The organism is Aquabacter sediminis, assembly GCF_028863665.1.
Classification (GTDB): domain Bacteria; phylum Pseudomonadota; class Alphaproteobacteria; order Rhizobiales; family Xanthobacteraceae; genus L1I39.
Genome location: NZ_JARBFX010000001.1, coordinates 286,261 through 301,018 on the forward strand (window position 1 = coordinate 286,261; position 14,758 = coordinate 301,018).

Consider the following 14,758-nt stretch of genomic DNA (forward strand, 5'->3'; position numbering starts at 1 on the left):
GGGGATCCCTGAGACCGGATCGAGGCACCGTCCGTGCATCGCGGGGCGTCTCATGGCAAGCTACCCGTGCCAGGACTTGGAGATGACATGGCGCGCGTTACGACCGGCCTGTTCACCATCGGCTACGAGCAGACCACTCCCACAGCCTTCACCGATGCCCTCGTCCGGGCCGGCGTTGACCTGGTGGTGGATGTGCGGGCGGTTGCGGCCTCGCGCAGGCCCGGTTTCTCCAAGACGGCCCTTGCCTCCGGCATCGCGACGCACGGCATTGCCTATGTCCACCTGCGCACCCTGGGCACACCGAAGGAGGGACGGCTGGCGGCGCGGTCCGGGGATCACGACGCCCTGATGCGAATCTATGATGCCCATCTGGAGACCCCCGCCGCAAAGGTCGCGCTGGAGGAACTGGCCGACCTTGCGAAAGGCCGGCAGCTCTGTCTCTTGTGCTACGAACGGCATGTGGCGGGATGCCATCGGCTCAGGCTCGCCCAGTGGCTGTGCGAACGGCTCGATGTCCCGGTGGACCATCTGGTGGCCGACCCGTTCTGAGGGGATCTCCTCGGGTCTTGCTCAGGCCTCCCTGAAGCGTGGGTCCGACGCCTGCCGGACCTCAGCCAACGCTTCCGGCGTGTCCACGTCAAGAAAGGCTCCGGGACCTTCAGCTTCCACCTCGCACACGGCCTCCCCATGGGCCGCAATGAGGTGCCGCGCGCCCACGTCCCCCTCAAGGGCGCACAGGTCCGGGAAGAACCGGCGGGACCATAAGACCGGATTGCCCCGGGCGCCATTCCGCACAGGGACGACAATGAGCCGGCCACGCTCGGGCCCAAAGGCCGCAATCTCGGCGTCGATCAGGTCCGCCGAAACCAGCGGCATGTCTCCCAGCAGCAGGATGGCCCCACCGGCATCGCGGGGCACGGCGGCTATGCCGGTGCGCACTGAACCCGCCATGCCGTCCTGGTACCGCTCGTTGTGCATGAACATCACGGGCAACCCCGCCAGGGCCGCCTCGATCCGCGCGCGGTCATGCCCGGTGACCACCACCACCGGTCGGGCGGCCGAGGCCAAGGCCGCTTCCGCCACCCGCCGCACCACGGGACGGCCGCCCACCTCCGCCAGTAGCTTGTTCTGATCTGCCATGCGCGTGCCGCGCCCGGCGGCCAGGATGACGGCGGCGATGGCGGCGGGCGACTCGGCCGGAGGCTCGTCGCGCGGCTGCGGACGGGTGGGGATTTCGCCGAGCAGGCCGCCGACGCCCAGCCGGGCAATGTCCGCCCCGGTCACGGGAATGTCCGCGAGGACGCGCGCCAGGACCCAGTCGAAGCCGTTCTCCTTGGGGCTGCGCGCGCAACCCGGCGCGCCCAGCACCGGGATGTCGGCAAGCCAACCCAGCATGAGCAGGTTCCCCGGATCCACCGGCATGCCAAGGCGCTCCACGCGCCCTCCGGCTTGCTCGAGCGCCACGGGAATCACGTCCCGGCGGTCGGCAATGGCGGAGGCGCCGAAGACGAGGATGCAATCCGCGCCGCAGGCACTCGCCTCCGCGAGGGCAGCAGACAGCGCGGCCGGATCATGGGGCACCCGCAGGTCGCAGACGAGGCGCGCCTCCAGGCGTGCGAGCCGCTCGGCCGTGACGCGCCGGGTCTTGTCCAGCACCTTGGGCGCGAGCCCCGGCAGCAAGGTGGAGACGAGCGCCACCCGCTGGCGTCGGAAGGGAGCCACGTCCAGAAGGCCCTGGCCCTGGCTGAGCGCCTCAGCGACCACGTCCTCCTGGACCGCGAAGGGAATGATCTTCACCGTCGCCACCATGTCCCCGGCAGCCACTGGGCTGAAGGCGGGCAAGGTGGCGAGCGTAATGCTCTCGTGCACCAGGTTGAAGGCATCCACGGCCGGGGGCGCGAGGCGCAAGAGCCCGGCATGCAGCGCGTGCAGGTTGGCCCGTCCGGTAAAGGCGTCGGCCGCACGCGTCCCAGGGCCAGCGAGCGCCGCAGCGAGGCGTGCGGCGGCCAGATCTTCCGGCAAATCGCCTGGCTCCATCTCAGCCGCGATCACCGTCTCCACCCCATCGGAGTGCAGCGCGGCGATATGCGCCTCGTCGAACCGCGTGCCCTTGCGGATCACCCGTCCCCCGACCTGCACCGAATGGCCGGCGAGGCGGCCAAGCGCCTCGGCGACCGGCACGGGTCCGAATTTCACGCTGCCGCTCCCGCGCCGCTCGCCGGCTCCTTGCGCAGGGCTGCGATGACCTGGGCGAGAATGGCCACCGCGATTTCGGCGGGGCTCACTGCGCCGATATCAAGGCCGATGGGCGCCTGGATGCGTCCCGTCTCCTCCGGCGCCAGGCCGCGCGCGGTGAGCCGCTCCAGGCGCTTGGCGTGGGTGCGGCGCGAACCGAGCGCCCCCACATAAAAGCACCCCGCCTTCAGCCCAGCTTCCAGGGCCGGCTCGTCGATCTTGGGATCATGGGTGAGCGCCACAAGGGCCGTGAAGGGGTCGAGGGCCAATTCGTCCATCACCTCTTCCGGCCAACGGGCCAGCAGCCGCACATCGGGAAACCGCTCCGGCGTGGCAAAGGCGGTGCGCGGGTCCACGATGGTGAGGTCGAAATCGGTGAGCTTCGCCATGGGCGCGAGCGCCTGCGAGATGTGCACGGCCCCGATCACCACCATGCGCGGGGGGGGCACCTGGACGGTGAGGAAGGACCGGTCTTCCCCCTCCCCCGCCAAGGTGCTCTTGCCGCTGCGAAACGCCGCCTTCAGGGCTGGTGCCAGAGGATCGCCGGCTGCCTCGGCCGGGCGGACGATGCGCTGCGCGCCGCCCGTCAGTTCCGTGACGAGAATGGCGGGGCGCCGGGCGGCGCGCTCGGCATGGAGGATTTCAAGCAGATCGAGGCGCATGGATTCAAACCGGGAAGGAAAGACAGCGACGGGGGCGATCGAAACCGCACCCGGCGCGGCGCGAAGGGAGGGGGCGCTCAAGAAACCGGCTTCAGTCGACCCGTTCCACGTAGACGCGGATGGCGCCGCCACAGGATAGGCCGACCCGCCATGCGGTCTCGTCGGCAACCCCGAATTCCAGGATGCGCGGCGTGCCGGTCTCGATGACCTCCGCTGCTTCGCTGACCACCGCGCCCTCCACGCAACCGCCGGACACCGAGCCGAGGAAGTTGCCCTCCCCGTCTATGGCCAGATGGCTTCCCACCGGCCGGGGTGCCGATCCCCAGGTCTCCAGGACGGTCGCGAGCGCCACCCCCCGGCCCTCCTTGCGCCATTGAAGCGCGGCCCCAAGAACGTCCTCATCCCGTGCGAGCATGGCCAGTGCCTCCCTTGCAGGGCGTATGGCTTCGTCATTCCCTTCCATATATAGGAGGCCTCCGCTTCCCCTGCGAGCCCGAAGCGCACCCATCACCCGTACCGGACCCTTGATGACCACATTGCGCACCGCGGACGATCTGATCGCCGCCGGCCTCGCCCCCGAGACAAACCGCGCCGACCTCGCTCGCGTCGCCGCCCGTTATGCGGTCGCGGTCACACCGACCCTCACCCGGCTGATGGACGGCACCGATAGCGCGCAGGCCATCGCGCGGCAGTTCCTTCCCGAGGTCGCCGAGCTTAACATCCTTCCGCAGGAGCTTGCCGATCCCATTGGCGATGAGGCCTTCTCGCCGGTGAAGGGCATCGTCCACCGCTATCCCGACAGGGTGCTGCTCAAAGCGGTGGGCGTGTGCGCCGTCTATTGCCGCTTCTGCTTCCGCCGGGAAATGGTCGGACCTGGCGCGGAGACCACCTTGAGCGATCGCGAGATCGAGGCGGCGCTCGCCTATGTGGCTGGCCATCCCGAGATCTGGGAAGTGATCCTCACCGGGGGCGATCCCTTCATGCTCTCCCCGCGCCGCATGCAGCATCTGGCGCGGCGGCTGGGGGAGATGGGCCATGTGCAGGTGATGCGCCTGCATACCCGCATTCCCATCGCCGCCCCAGAGCGGGTGAGCGCGGACGTGGTCGCCGCCTTGCGGGCCGAGGGGGTGACGCCCTATGTAGCGGTTCATGTGAACCATGCGCGCGAACTCACGCCGGAAGCGCGGGCGGCTTTGTCACGGCTGGTGGATGCGGGCATCCCTGTCCTCTCACAGACCGTGCTGCTTCGCGGCGTCAATGACAGCGCCGCCACCCTGGCGGATCTGTTCCGCGCCCTGGTGGCGAACCGGGTGAAGCCCTATTACCTGCATCATCCCGATCTTGCCCCCGGCACCTCTCACTTCCGCCTTTCGGTCGCGGAGGGCCAGGCGCTTGTGGCGCAATTGCGGGGGCACATCTCCGGCCTTTGCCTGCCCACTTACGTGCTCGATATTCCCGGCGGCCACGGCAAGGCGCCGCTGGAATCCGCCGTTGAGGTAAGCCCCGACGGTGCGCTCAGCGTCCGCGACCGGGACGGGCGGCGACATCCCTATCCAGACGCGGAGTGAGGGGCGCGGAGAGCGCGTCCACCAAGGCGTCCAGGCTGTCAAGATTGTGCACGGAGCGGAACTCGTCCACATGGGGCAGCAGGGCGCGCACGCCCTTGGCCTTGGGCTCGAAGCCGGCATAGCGCAGCAGCGGATTGAGCCAGATCAGCCGGCGGCACGAGCGGTGCAGCCGGGCGATTTCCTCTTCCAGTTCCGGCCCCACATCCCGCTCCAGACCGTCCGTGACCAGCAGCACCACCGGGCTCTGGGCCATCACCCGGCGTGACCAATCCTTGTTGAAGGCGCGCAGCGAGGCGGCGATGCGGGTGCCGCCGGACCAGTCCTGCGCCGCCGCCGCCACCTGCGCCAAGGCTTCGTCCGGATCCTTGTGGCGCAAGGCCCGGGTGACATTGGTCAGGCGGGTCCCGAACAGGAAACTGTGCACCCTCTTGCGCTCGGCGGTGAGCGCGTGGAGGAAATGCAGCACCGGCCGGGAATAGTCGGCCATGGAGCCGGATATATCCAGCAACGCCACCAGTGGCGGCGGCCGCCGGCGCGGCGCCCGGTGGCGCAGCGGCAGGAAGAGGCCCCCGGTGGCGAGCCCTGCCCTCAATGCGGCGCGCAGATCCGGCCGTCGCCCGCGCGGATCGGGCGCGAACCGCCGGGTGGGAACCAGGTCGTCGGGCATGCGCATCTGCGCGATCCGCGCCCGAGCGTCGCGCGCCTCGTCAGCGCTCATCTGGGCGAAATCCTTGCCCCGCAGGACGTCCTCGGCGGAGGCCGTGAGCCGGGCATCCCATTCCATTTCCGGAGGCTCAGGAGCCGCGCGCCGCGTGGGGGCGGGCGCGAACGCCTCCTCCACCCGGCGCAGCAGGCCCTTTTCCTTCGGTCTGGCACCGATCGCCTCTGGAGAGAGCAGCGCGATCAGCTTTTCCATGCGGTCGCGCCGGCGCCAGAACAGGCCAAAGGCCTGGTGGAACACCTCATGATGCTCCCGGCGCGTCACGAACACCGCATGCAGGGTCCAATAGACGTCCTCGCGGCTGCCCACCCCGGCGACCGAAAGGGCCTCGGCTGCATCAAGAATGCGTCCCGGCCCCACGGGAAGCCCCGCCGCACGCAAGGCGCGGCCGAAATGCATTACGTTCTCCGCCAGCTTTCCGCCCGTCACGGCCGGCTAGTCCGCGGCAAGGGCGTGGCGGGTCTCCTCCAGCAGGCGCTGGATGCGCGGCGCATCTGTCCGCGCCAGGTCGTCCTGATATTTCAGCAGAACCCCGAGCGTGTCCTTCACCGTCGCGGGATCAAGGGCCACCGCGTCCAGTTCCACGAGGGCCGAGGCCCAGTCGAGGGTTTCCGCAACGCCCGGCACCTTGAACAGGTCCTCCTTGCGGATGGCCTGCACGAAGGCCACCACCTGGCGGGAGAGCTGCTCCGGCACATTCGGAAGGCGTGCCCGCAGGATGGCCAGTTCCCGCTCCGCGTCCGGATAATCCACCCAGTGGAACAGGCAACGCCGCTTCAGGGCGTCATGGATTTCCCGGGTGCGGTTGGAGGTGAGCACCACGATGGGCGGGTGGGGCGCCTTGATGGTGCCAAGCTCGGGAATGGTCACCTGGAAGTCCGACAGCAATTCCAGCAGGAAGGCCTCGAAGGCTTCGTCCGTGCGGTCCAGTTCATCCACCAGGAGAACCGGCGGACCGGCCGGGTCGGGATTGAGCGCGTCGAGCAGCGGGCGGCGCAACAGGAAGCGCTCCGAGAAGATGTCGGAGGAAATGGTCGCCTTGTCCGCATCCCCGGCCGCCTCGGCCAGCCGGATGGCGATCATCTGGGCGGGGTAGTTCCATTCATAGGCGGCAGCCGCGAGATCGAGTCCCTCGTAGCATTGCAAGCGAATGAGGCGTCGGCCCAGCGCACGCGCGAGCGTGCGGGCGACCTCGGTCTTCCCGACTCCGGCCTCGCCCTCCAAAAGCAAAGGCCGTCCCATGCGCAGCGCCAGATGCACCACGGTGGCAAGCGACCTGTCCGGCACATAGCCCGCGCCGCGCAGCAGGCGTGCCGTCTCGTCGATGGAGCCCAGGCGTGCAAGCTGATCCATCATCCGACCTCCGGCGCCCCGACGCGCGCCCCGGGCGAAAAAACAAAGCGCAGGAAGAAGATAATGGCCACCCCACGCGCCCGCAATCCGCCTTGCGCGCGCGCAACCTGGGCGTGGCTGTAATGGGCGAGAACGGTGGGATGATTGGCCGGGGATGAAGGGAAAAAGGCAGAGGGTGCATCGATCACTTTAGTGAAACGCTGTACCGATCACGCCAAAGAGATCGATCACAGCTGCTTCATCTCCTCATTGCAGCCAATTTTCGTCTCTTTAAACCATGCCACGGCTACGCTAAGGGCGAGCCGAACGCTTCAAGACCGCTTGACCCAGCGAGAATAAAAAATGGCCTTTTCGGATTCCACTTACACGACACTTCGCGGCACGGCCTATGACGATCTGATCGAAGGCACACAGCTCGCCGAGCGGCTACTGGGACACCGTGGCAACGACACGCTGATCGGCGCCGGTGGCGGCGACATCCTGAATGGCGGCAAGGGCAATGACGTGATGATGGGAGGCGCAGGCGCCGACCTTTATCGCGTGAATGCCGATGGCGATCTCGTTGACGAGGAATCCGGCCAGGCGAGCGATGACGGCTCCATCGACAGCGTGGTGGCCAAGGTGGATTTCACCCTCCCCGCCTTCGTGGAAAACCTGCGCCTGGCTGGCAGCGCGATCATCGGCACCGGCAACGAACTGGACAATCTTCTGATCGGCAATGCCGCCGCCAACATGCTGTATGGCGGGGCCGGCAATGACGAGATATTCGGCCGCGCTGGCGACGATACGCTCTATGGCGGCGACGGCAACGACCATCTGGTGGGCGGCCAGGGCGCCGACATCCTGTTTGGCGGCGCCGGAGACGACATCCTGTCCGGCGGAGCGGGCAGCGACGTGTTGTATGGCGGAGACGGCCATGATGTGCTCGGCGGCGGGGCTGGGGCGGACGATCTGTTCGGCGGCGCCGGGAACGACACCTTGCTGGGCGGTGCGGGATCCGACTTCCTGGATGGCGGCCTCGGCGCCGATGTGATGCAGGGCGGCATCGGGGCCGACATCTACCTGGTGGATAATCTGGGCGACGTGGTCGACGAGCAGGGGCGCGACTGCGCCGTCGACACGGTCCTCTCCTCCGTGTCCTTCACCCTGGGGGACCGCGTGGAAAACCTGACCCTGCTGGGCATCGATGTCATTTCCGGCACCGGCAATGACCTCGCCAACATCATCACCGGCAACAGCGCCGATAATCCGCTGTATGGCGGAGCCGGTCGGGATATCCTCTTCGGCGGCGCAGGACGGGACTATCTGGATGGCGGTGCCGGCTCCGACCACATGTATGGCGGCGCGGGCTCCGACTATTATGTGGTGGATTCGCTCGGCGACGTGGCGGTCGAGGACGGCGGCACCGATGATGGCGCCTGGGACGTGGTCTATGCCGGGGTATCGTTCACCCTGGGCGACCATATCGAGGTGCTCCAGCTTCAGGGCAGCCAGGCGCTCTCCGGAACCGGCAATGATGGCGCCAACTACATCTACGGCAATGACGCCGCCAATGTACTGGCCGGCCTCGGCGGCAATGACTATCTGGATGGCGGCCTCGGCGCGGATGACATGCGCGGAGGTGCCGGCTCCGACTATTACAAGGTCGACAACATCCTCGACATCGTGAACGAGGTGTTCGGCCAGACCATTGATGACGGCTCCCTTGATACGGTCGAAAGCTCGGTCTCCTTCACGCTCAGCCAGAATGTCGAGAACCTCAACCTGACCGGCACCGCCGACCTGTCCGGCACCGGAAACGAGATCGGCAACCTGCTGGTGGGCAATGAGGGCGCCAATGTGCTTTCGGGCCTGGGCGGCAACGACTATCTCGCCGGCCGTGGCGGCAATGACGTGCTGGATGGCGCCGCCGGAACCGACACGCTGGAAGGCAACCAGGGCGCCGACACCTTTGTGTTCGGCCTCGGCTACAGCTTTGACCAGATTGCCGATTTCGAGAAGGGCTCGGACACCATTCTGTTCAAGGCCGACCTTCAGGTGGCGAGCACCGAGGAACTCATGGCCCATGCCCAGCAATGGGGGAATGACGTGGCCTTCGTCTTCGGAAATGACGATGCCCTCCTGGTGCGCAACATGACGGTGGCGCAGTTCGACAGCGGCGATTTCCTCTTCGTCTGAAGTGGCCGGCCGCCGAGGGCGGGCGAGCAAGCCCGTTCAAGGCGCAGCCCTCAAGGTGGGCGGCTTCGGCTCCCGACACCACATCCAATCTCAACCGGCCGCCCTCCCAGGCGGCCGGTCTCGTTTCAGCGTTTGGGGCCGCCGCTGGTCCGGCGTCCGGGAAGACGCGTGATAAGGTTCAACAAATAGGCCAGCATCGCATGTTCTGGCACCACAAGGGCCAGCAGCGCCGAGAGGGCCGCAGAGGCGATGAAGACCGGCAGGTGCGTGCCTGCCGCCCGACGCAGTGAGGCCGGCTCGTTGGGCGGAATATCCTTGAAGCGCAGGGCAATGGCGAACACGCTCAAGGCGATCATGTTGCCCGCATAGAAGAAGATGGCGGGCGCCAGCGATCCGTACTTTCCCACAAGGCTTGAAGAAAACGGCACCAGGGTCACAAAGAACAAATAGACCAGTTGCAACTGCACCTGCGTGGACGTTGCCGTCTCAGCGTTCGTGCGCGCTTCCGCGATGCCGCGCCAGTGCGCGCCCAGGACGAAGAAGCTGATCACATAGGTCAAGGTCTGCGGCCATAAGCTCACCAGATGGGCTGTGAGATCCGCTGGGGTGGTGAGCGGCAGGTCGGGCGGCAGGCGAATGTCCAGCACCAGCACCGTCATGGCGAAGGCAAAGATGCCGTCGGTGAGACTGTCGAGGCGGGGCCTGGAAAATCGGTTCATCTGCAAGCGGGCCCAATGCGAAACTGAAAGTCCACAGCCTGCCCGGCACCGCTTTCGGCGGCAAGGCCAAGGCCGCCGCGGGCGATGTCATGAAAAAGCCAGCCGGATCGTCACGATCCGGCTGGCTGTCACAGATCCGCTTCGGCTGCTTCAGCCGCCGATGGCTTCCACCGCGCGCTTGGCCATGACCTTCGCGAGGTGGGCGCGATAGTCCGCGCTGCCGTGCAGGTCCGCCATCACGTCGGACGGGTCAAGCGACAGGGCGTCGAGCGCATCGGGCGTGAAGGAGACCGCAAGCGCCGCCTCCGCCTCGCTCCAGCGGAAGACACCGCCCTGCCCCACGCCCGTGATCGCCACCCGCACCCCGCCGGCGGTCTCAGCCACGAAGGCGCCCGCCATGGCATAGCGGGAGGCCGGGTTGCGGAACTTGCGATAGGCGGCCCGGACAGGCTTGGGGAAGGAGATGGCGAGAATGACCTCGTCCTCGGCCAGGGCGGTCTCGAAAAGGCCGGTGAAGAAGTCGTCGGCCGCGATCTCCCGCGCCGAGGTGATGATGGTAGCGCCCAAGGCCAGGCACGCGGCGGGATAGTCGGCGGTGGGGTCGTTATTGGCCACCGACCCGCCCATGGTGCCGCGATTGCGCACGGCGGGATCGCCGATCAGCCCGGCGAGGTCCGCGAGCGCCGGGATCACGGACCGGACAACATCCGAGCCCGCGACCTTGGCATGGCGGGCCATGGCGCCGATCTTCACGCCGTCGCCGGTCGCCTCGATGGCATCGAGCCCCGGAACGGCGGACAGGTCCACCAGCGTGCCGGGCTGCGCCAGACGCTGCTTGAGCGTGGGCAGCAGCGTCTGCCCACCCGCCAGGAGCTTGGGCTCCGACACCTCGCGCAGCAAGGCGACGGCGGCATCCACGGCGGCCGGGCGCTCATAATCGAAGGCATACATGCTCGCGTCTCCTTCACTCGGCCGCGCGGCGCGTCACGGCGCCCTGCGCGATGGCCCAGACCTTGGCCGGCGTCGCCGGCATGTGGATGTCCTGCGTCCCCAACGCATCGGTGAGCGCGTTGATGACGGCCGGCGGAGCGGCAATGGCCCCCGCCTCTCCGCAGCCCTTGATGCCGAGCGGATTTGAGGGGCAGCGGGTCTCCGTCAGGCCGACCGTGAAGGACGGCAGGTCGCCGGCGCGGGGCATGGTGTAGTCCATGTAGGAGCCGGTCACGAGCTGGCCGTCCTCATCATAGCGCACGCCTTCATGCAGCGCCTGGCCCACGCCCTGGGCGATGCCGCCATGGACCTGCCCCTCCACGATCATGGGATTGATGACCACACCGAAATCGTCCACCGCCACCCAGTTCACGATCTGCGTGACGCCCGTCTCCGGGTCCACCTCCAGTTCGCAGATGTGGCAGCCGGCGGGGAAGGTGAAGTTGGTGGGGTCGTAGAAGGCCCCTTCCTTCAGCCCCGGCTCAATCTCGGAGGTGGGGAATTTGTGCGCCACATAGGCATTGAGCGCCACTTCGGCGAACGCAAGCCCCCGGTCCGTTCCGGCCACCGTGAAGCGGCCATCCTTGAACTCGATGTCGCCTTCGCTCGCCTCAAGGATATGGGCGGCGATCTTCTTGGCCTTGGTCTCCACCTTGTCCAGCGCCTTGGAGATGGCGGACATGCCCACCGCACCCGAGCGCGAGCCATAGGTGCCCATGCCGAACTGCACCTTGTCGGTGTCGCCGTGGATGACGCTCACCTGGTCGATGGGAATGCCAAGGCGGGAGGACACAAGCTGCGCGAAGGTGGTCTCATGACCCTGGCCGTGGCTGTGGGAGCCGGTGAGGACCTCCACATTGCCGGTGGGATTCACACGCACCTCTGCGCTCTCCCACAGGCCGACGCCGGCGCCGAGCGAGCCCACCGCCGCAGACGGCGCGATGCCGCAGGCCTCGATGTAGTTGGACAGGCCGATGCCCCGCAGCTTGCCGCGGCGCGCCGCCTCGGCCTTGCGCGCCGGAAAGCCGGCATAGTCGATGAGCGACAGGGCCTTATCCATGGACGCGGCATAGTCACCGGCGTCGTAGCACATGATGACCGGCGTCTGGTGCGGGAAGCTGGTGATGAAGTTGCGCCGGCGCATCTCGGCCGGGTCGATGCCCATCTCCCGCGCCGCCTTGTCGATGATGCGCTCCACCAGGAAGGTGGCCTCCGGCCGCCCGGCGCCGCGATAGGCATCCACCGGGGCGGTGTTGGTGTAGCGCGCATCCACCTCGCAATAGATGGCGGGGATGTCGTACTGGCCCGATAGCAGGGTGGCGTAGAGATAGGTGGGAATGCAGGACGCGAAGGTGGAGAGATAAGCGCCCATATTGGCGATGGTCTTCACCCGGAAGCCCAGGATCTTGCCATTGGCATCCAGCGCCAGCTCGCCATGGGTGATGTGGTCGCGTCCATGGGCGTCGGAGAGGAACGCCTCCGAGCGGTCCGAAGTCCATTTCACCGGCCGGCCCAGGCGCTTGGAGGCCCAGGCGCAGGCTGTCTCCTCGGCATAAATGAAGATCTTGGAGCCAAAGCCGCCGCCCACGTCGGGGGCGATCACGCGCAGCTTGTTCTCGGGCGCGAGCCCCACGAAGGCCGACAGGACGAGGCGTGCCACGTGGGGGTTCTGGCTGGTGGTCCAGAGGGTGAAGGCATCGTCACCGGAATCATATTCGCCGATGGCGGCGCGCGGCTCCATGGGATTGGGCGCGAGGCGGTTGTTGACGATGTCGATGGCGGTGACCCGCGCCGCGCGGGCAAAGGCCGCCTCGGTCGCAGCCTTGTCGCCCAGCTCCCACTCATAGACGGTGTTGCGGGGCGCCACCTCGTGCACCTGCGCGACGCCTTCATCGGCGGCGGTGGCCAGATCCACCACCGCGGGCAGGATCTCGTAATCCACCTCGATGGCGGCGGCGGCGTCCTTGGCCTGGTTCAGCGTGTCCGCCACCACCATGGCCACGTGGTCGCCCACATAGCGCACCTTGTCGAGCGCCAGTGCCGGATGGGGGCCCATGCGCATGGGCGAGCCATCCTTGGAATGGATCATCCAGCCGCAGATGAGCGAACCGATCTTGTCCTCGGCAATGTCCGCGCCGGTGAGGATCCCGACGACACCGGGCATGGCTGCTGCCGCGCTGGTGTCGATGGAGCGGATATTGGCGTGGGCATAAGGCGAGCGCAGGAAATAGGCGTGCGCCTGCCCGGGGCGGGACAGGTCGTCGGTATAGCGGCCCTTGCCGGTGATGAAGCGCTGGTCTTCCTTGCGCCGCACGGGGGCGCCGATGGGTGTGACGGAGCTGGCGTTCACGGGGTGTCCTCCCTCAAGGACGAATGCGTTCGTTCACTGCGTTCATTGGACAGATGCGCGGACGGCTCTGCGGCCGCTCATTCCGCAGCGACGGACAGCGGTCCCCCGCCCATGGCGCGGGCGCCGGCTTCGATCGCCTTGACGATGTTGTGATATCCCGTGCAGCGGCAGAGGTTTCCGTCGAGGTTTTCGCGAATGGTGGCCTCGTCCACCGCCGTCCCATGGCGCGCCACGATGTCGAGGGCGGTCATGATCATGCCCGGCGTGCAGAAACCGCACTGAAGGCCGTGATGCTCGCGAAACGCCGCCTGCATGGGGTGAAGCTCCACCCCGTTGGCAACGCCTTCGATGGTGGTGACGACGGCGCCGTCGGCCTGGACCGCCAGCATCGTGCAGGATTTCACGGAAGCGCCGTCCACATGCACCACGCAGGCGCCGCACTGGCTGGTGTCGCAGCCCACATGGGTGCCGGTGAGCAGCAGTTTTTCCCGCAGGAACTGGACGAGCAGAGTGCGCGGCTCGACCTCAGCGGTCACCGCGCGCCCGTTCACGGTCAACGAAATCTTCGTCATGCACGACCTCCCCATCGGGCTGCTCGCCCCGGTCCGGCCGGAACCGATCGGACGAGGCGCGCCGTCCAGTTTCGAATTTTATGGGTTCCAGTGTGGGACGCGACGCTCCCTCCGGTCAAGCCGGACGAATGCCAGGCCCGTGCCGTGCGCGAATGGCGGACCGCTTCAGCGGCCCACCACCTCAACCTTTTCGGCGCTCGGGGCCCGCACCGGACGAGCCACGGCCTCCTTGGACCGCGGGGGCGCCTTGGCCGGGCTTTCCAGGCTCGGCGCGATGTCCTCGGGCCGGCGGGCATAGGCGGCGGCCAGGAAGCTGACAATGACCAGCTGGAAGAAGTGGAACATCATGGTGGGCGCAATGAGCACGCCCAGAGCCCCGCTCGACCCAAAGATGACACCCGCCATGGGAAGACCCGTGGCGAGCGACTTCTTGGAGGCGCAGAACAAGGTGGCGATCCGGTCGGACGTGGAAAAGCCCAGCAGCCGGCACACCAGCCCGACAATGCCATACACCACGAAGAAGAGTGCAATCACCGCAGCCGCCATGCCGACGAGCACAAGCGGGCTCTGCTTGTCCCAGACGCCGGCGGCGACGGAATCGCAAAAGGAGTTGTAGACGATCATCAGGATGACCGCCCGGTCGGCCACCTTGATCACCGCCTTGTGGCGCGTGACGAAGGCGCGCAGCAACGGGCGCAACAGCTGGCCGACGCCCAGCGGCAGCAACACCATGATGACCAGCTTGAGAATGACCTTTTCCAGCGGCAGCCCGCCGCCATTGGCGTGCAGGTACCAGGCCAGGAGCAGCGGCGTCACGAAGACGCCGATGAGGCTGGATATGGAGGCGTTGAAGATCGCCACCGGCACATTGCCGCGCGCCAGGGAAGTCATGGCCACCGAGGACGAGACGGTGGAGGGAAGCGCCGCAAGGAAGAACAAGCCCAACAGGACCTCGGCGGGGAAGATGCGCGCCAGAAGCGGCTGGGCCAGCACAATCACGGCGGGAAACAGGACGAAGGTGGAAAGCTGCACAACCAGGTGCACGCGCCACTTGCCCGCGCTCTTCCACAGGTGCTCGGGCGCCAAGGTGAGCCCGTACAGGAAGAAGATGACGCCGATGCCATAGGTGGCGACGGTGTCCGCGTGCAGGATGCCACCGGTCTGTCCCGGAGCGGGCCATGCCAGAGCAAGGGCCACCGTCGCCGCAAGCGCCGGCAGGAATGGATCAATCTTCAATCGTAGCGACATGACGGGCAAGAAGTCCTGAGGACGAAATGCTCCGCGGCCGTCTCCTCCCCCGGCCCTAAGAAAGGCCGGGTCACCCCAAATGCTTGTTTTTGTCCGGCGTCCGCCGCCTGAGGCGCCGGCACCGCTCTGGTATACCCGTATACAGGTATACCAGATTTATCT

At 67.2% G+C, this 14,758-nt stretch carries 13 protein-coding genes; 3 read left to right on the forward strand and 10 right to left on the reverse strand.

Features of this window, described 5'->3' with window-relative positions; genetic code table 11:
- The first annotated feature begins 87 nt into the window (after positions 1–87).
- A complete protein-coding gene (locus PV781_RS01305) occupies positions 88–549 on the forward strand; it encodes a DUF488 domain-containing protein (RefSeq protein ID WP_274773818.1) in 462 nt (153 codons plus the stop codon).
- 21 nt (positions 550–570) lie between these two features.
- Here PV781_RS01305 and PV781_RS01310 read toward each other — a convergent pair whose 3' ends face one another.
- The 3 genes from PV781_RS01310 to PV781_RS01320 all read right to left on the reverse strand — a co-directional run bounded on the left by PV781_RS01310 (position 571) and on the right by PV781_RS01320 (position 3,312).
- A complete protein-coding gene (locus PV781_RS01310) occupies positions 571–2,196 on the reverse strand; it encodes a molybdopterin-binding/glycosyltransferase family 2 protein (protein WP_274773819.1) in 1,626 nt (541 codons plus the stop codon).
- Positions 2,193–2,897, reverse strand: a complete 705-nt coding sequence (locus PV781_RS01315) for an XdhC family protein (RefSeq protein WP_274773820.1) — start codon at positions 2,895–2,897, stop codon at positions 2,193–2,195. Before PV781_RS01315 ends, PV781_RS01310 begins: the two co-directional genes overlap by 4 nt.
- A 91-nt stretch (positions 2,898–2,988) precedes the next feature.
- Complete coding sequence (locus PV781_RS01320) at positions 2,989–3,312, reverse strand: XdhC family protein (RefSeq protein ID WP_274773821.1); 324 nt, start codon at positions 3,310–3,312, stop codon at positions 2,989–2,991.
- 112 nt (positions 3,313–3,424) lie between these two features.
- On the opposite strand from PV781_RS01320, the gene PV781_RS01325 reads away from it, so the two are divergent.
- Positions 3,425–4,465, forward strand: a complete 1,041-nt coding sequence (locus PV781_RS01325) for a lysine-2,3-aminomutase-like protein (RefSeq protein WP_274773822.1) — start codon at positions 3,425–3,427, stop codon at positions 4,463–4,465.
- Here PV781_RS01325 and PV781_RS01330 read toward each other — a convergent pair.
- Together PV781_RS01330 and PV781_RS01335 are read right to left on the reverse strand one after the other, a co-directional pair.
- A complete protein-coding gene (locus PV781_RS01330; protein WP_274773823.1) occupies positions 4,413–5,615 on the reverse strand; it encodes a vWA domain-containing protein in 1,203 nt (400 codons plus the stop codon). The genes PV781_RS01325 and PV781_RS01330 overlap by 53 nt on opposite strands.
- A 6-nt stretch (positions 5,616–5,621) precedes the next feature.
- A complete protein-coding gene (locus tag PV781_RS01335) occupies positions 5,622–6,539 on the reverse strand; it encodes an AAA family ATPase (protein WP_274774148.1) in 918 nt (305 codons plus the stop codon).
- A 342-nt stretch (positions 6,540–6,881) separates the two neighbouring features.
- Between PV781_RS01335 and PV781_RS01340 the strand changes: the two genes are divergently transcribed.
- A complete protein-coding gene (locus PV781_RS01340) occupies positions 6,882–8,717 on the forward strand; it encodes a calcium-binding protein (RefSeq protein ID WP_274773824.1) in 1,836 nt (611 codons plus the stop codon).
- A gap of 125 nt (positions 8,718–8,842) precedes the next feature.
- On the opposite strand, the gene PV781_RS01345 is transcribed toward PV781_RS01340, so the two are convergent.
- The 5 genes from PV781_RS01345 to PV781_RS01365 form a co-directional block, all read right to left on the reverse strand.
- Positions 8,843–9,436: a TMEM175 family protein gene (locus PV781_RS01345; RefSeq protein WP_274773825.1), complete on the reverse strand. Its 594-nt coding sequence runs from the start codon at positions 9,434–9,436 to the stop codon at positions 8,843–8,845.
- 150 nt (positions 9,437–9,586) lie between these two features.
- Entirely contained in the window at positions 9,587–10,387 is an 801-nt protein-coding gene (locus PV781_RS01350) for an FAD binding domain-containing protein (RefSeq protein WP_274773826.1), read from the reverse strand.
- A 13-nt stretch (positions 10,388–10,400) separates the two neighbouring features.
- Positions 10,401–12,776, reverse strand: coding sequence for a xanthine dehydrogenase family protein molybdopterin-binding subunit (locus PV781_RS01355; protein WP_274773827.1), 2,376 nt, complete (start codon positions 12,774–12,776; stop codon positions 10,401–10,403).
- Between the two features lie 77 nt (positions 12,777–12,853).
- On the reverse strand, positions 12,854–13,348 hold the full coding sequence (locus PV781_RS01360; protein WP_274773828.1) for a (2Fe-2S)-binding protein: 495 nt from the start codon (positions 13,346–13,348) through the stop codon (positions 12,854–12,856).
- Positions 13,349–13,513: 165 nt separating this feature from the next.
- On the reverse strand, positions 13,514–14,596 hold the full coding sequence (locus tag PV781_RS01365) for a bile acid:sodium symporter family protein (RefSeq protein ID WP_274773829.1): 1,083 nt from the start codon (positions 14,594–14,596) through the stop codon (positions 13,514–13,516).
- Positions 14,597–14,758 lie beyond the last annotated feature (162 nt).